The sequence below is a fragment of the Nonomuraea zeae genome, assembly GCF_005889725.1.
In the GTDB taxonomy this organism is placed as follows: domain Bacteria; phylum Actinomycetota; class Actinomycetes; order Streptosporangiales; family Streptosporangiaceae; genus Nonomuraea; species Nonomuraea zeae.
Genome location: NZ_VCKX01000637.1, coordinates 1 through 1,943 on the forward strand (window position 1 = coordinate 1; position 1,943 = coordinate 1,943).

A 1,943-nucleotide genomic window follows, 5' to 3' on the forward strand; every position below is an offset into this window, starting at 1 on the left:
GCGTCAGCACCCCGGCCCGCCGCTGGAACCACGTCTGCCGCAGCCGCCACCCCACCACGGCCCGGCGTTCGACCACGGCCTGGGAGCGCCGCAGCGACCCCGACCGCACCGCCAGCCGCACCCCGTCATAGCCGTGCCCGAGCGACGCGTACCTGTCGAGGCCCAGCGGTACCCCGGCGCCCGCCAGCAGCAGCGCCAGCACCAGGAAGATCCACCACAGCATCGTCCCGGTGGCCCAGGCCGCCACCGCGCTCACCAGGGCCAGCGCGGCCCACGGGAACACGGCGCGGAACAGCCGTCGATTGCGCGCTATGGGCGGATGTGCACGGAGGGCGGCCCGGTAAGGGCCGACGGCTTCTCCCGTCACCTGGAAGGCCACCGTGCGCGGCACGTCCGGCAGGAGTTGCCCCCGCGTCTGGGAGTCCCCGAGCCCCGTCACGATGGCCCAGACGCGGACGACTCCGGCCCACCGCTCGACGAGCCCGTCCACGATCTCGTAGCCGCGCACCCGCTCGGACTCCAGCGACACGCTGCGCCGGTTGATCAGCCCCCGCTCCGCCACCAGGTAGCCGTCACGCCGCTTGAGCGTGAAGTCCCAGTTGAAGACCGCGTACATCAGCCCGCCGACGAACGGCATCGCCACCACGAGCAGCAGCGCCACGATCAGCAGCAGGTACGGATGCCGCCACAGCCACTCCCCCGCCGTCCACGCGGCGTCCCGGCCGAACCCCAGCTCGTCCCCCCACTGGAACGCCAGCCCCACGGCGCCGCCCGCGAGCGCGAACGGGGTCAGCAGGTAAGCCCCTGACAGCGGCCCGTACAGCAGCCATCTGCGCGGTACGACGATGATCGGCCGTTCGACGGGCCCGGTCGCCGCGACGTCGGGAACGCGCTCCTCCGGCCGGGCCGACCGCCGCAGCAGGACGGACTTGAGCCGTTCGGCCTCGGCCAGCGTGACCCCGTCGAGCTTGGCCTCCTCGTCACTCCCGCTCGCGCCCGTGTCGATCTTGAGGATGGCCAGGCCGAGCAGCCGGTGCATGGGCGGTGTGGACACGTCGACGCCGCGGATCCGCTCCAGCGGGATGGTCCGGATGGACCGGCTGATCAGCGACCGCTTCGTCTCCAGGCGGTCGCCGACGATCTCGTAGGTGAAGGTGACCCATCTGACGACCGCGAACACGACGGTGCCGATGACGCCGGCCGCCGCCCAGCCGTACGACCTGGCGGAGAAACCGCCCACGAACAGCACGCCGACGAGGGGCAGGAGCAGCGAGGGCAGCATGCGTACCGGATCGATGAGCAGGACCTTCGGGCTCAACCGCAACAGCACCCGCGCAGGAGGCTGAGGAGGAGAAGGCGGCGGTTGCTGGAAGGGGGCACGCTCCGGCGCCGGGCCGCTTTCCGGGGTGAGCGCGCCCTCCCGTGGCGCCGGGCCGATTTCCGGGACGGGCGCGTTCGCCCGTGGCGCGGGGGTGCTTTCCGGGGTGAAGGTGCTCTCGCGCGGCGCGGGGGCGCTCTCCGGCGCGGGCGGATCGCTCCGCGGCTGGCTGGGCTCGGTCATGTCGCGTCGTCCCTGAGCTCTTCCGCCCGGTGCGCGAGCTGCTCGGCCAGCCCCGCCGCCACCGCGAAGTCCAGCCCCTTGATCGTCGAGGACCCGGCATGGGACGCGGTGCGGATCTCGAGCGTGGCCAGCCCGAGCAGCCGCTCCATCCACCCTTGCCCCTTGTCGACGGTCTGGATGCGGCTTACAGGCACGAACACCCACTCCCGGGTCAGGTAGCCCGACCTGGCGTAGACGACGTCACCTGACAGCTCCCAGCGATGCACGGCGTACCGTACGAACGGCTCGGCCACCAGGAACGGCAGGACCACCACCAGGACCGCGGCCGGCAGCAGCCACGAGTTGCCGGCGAACCAGCCCGGCACCCACGACCACCCGCTCC

2 protein-coding genes are annotated in these 1,943 nt (G+C 72.6%); both read right to left on the minus strand.

Annotation, left to right across the window (positions count from 1 at the left end; genetic code table 11):
* The coding region (locus tag ETD85_RS61985; RefSeq protein ID WP_240780189.1) for a PH domain-containing protein at positions 1 to 1,561 on the minus strand (1,561 nt) is incomplete at its 3' end.
* The coding region (locus tag ETD85_RS61990) for a PH domain-containing protein (protein ID WP_138699048.1) at positions 1,558 to 1,943 on the minus strand (386 nt) is incomplete at its 5' end. The genes ETD85_RS61985 and ETD85_RS61990, both read right to left, overlap by 4 nt.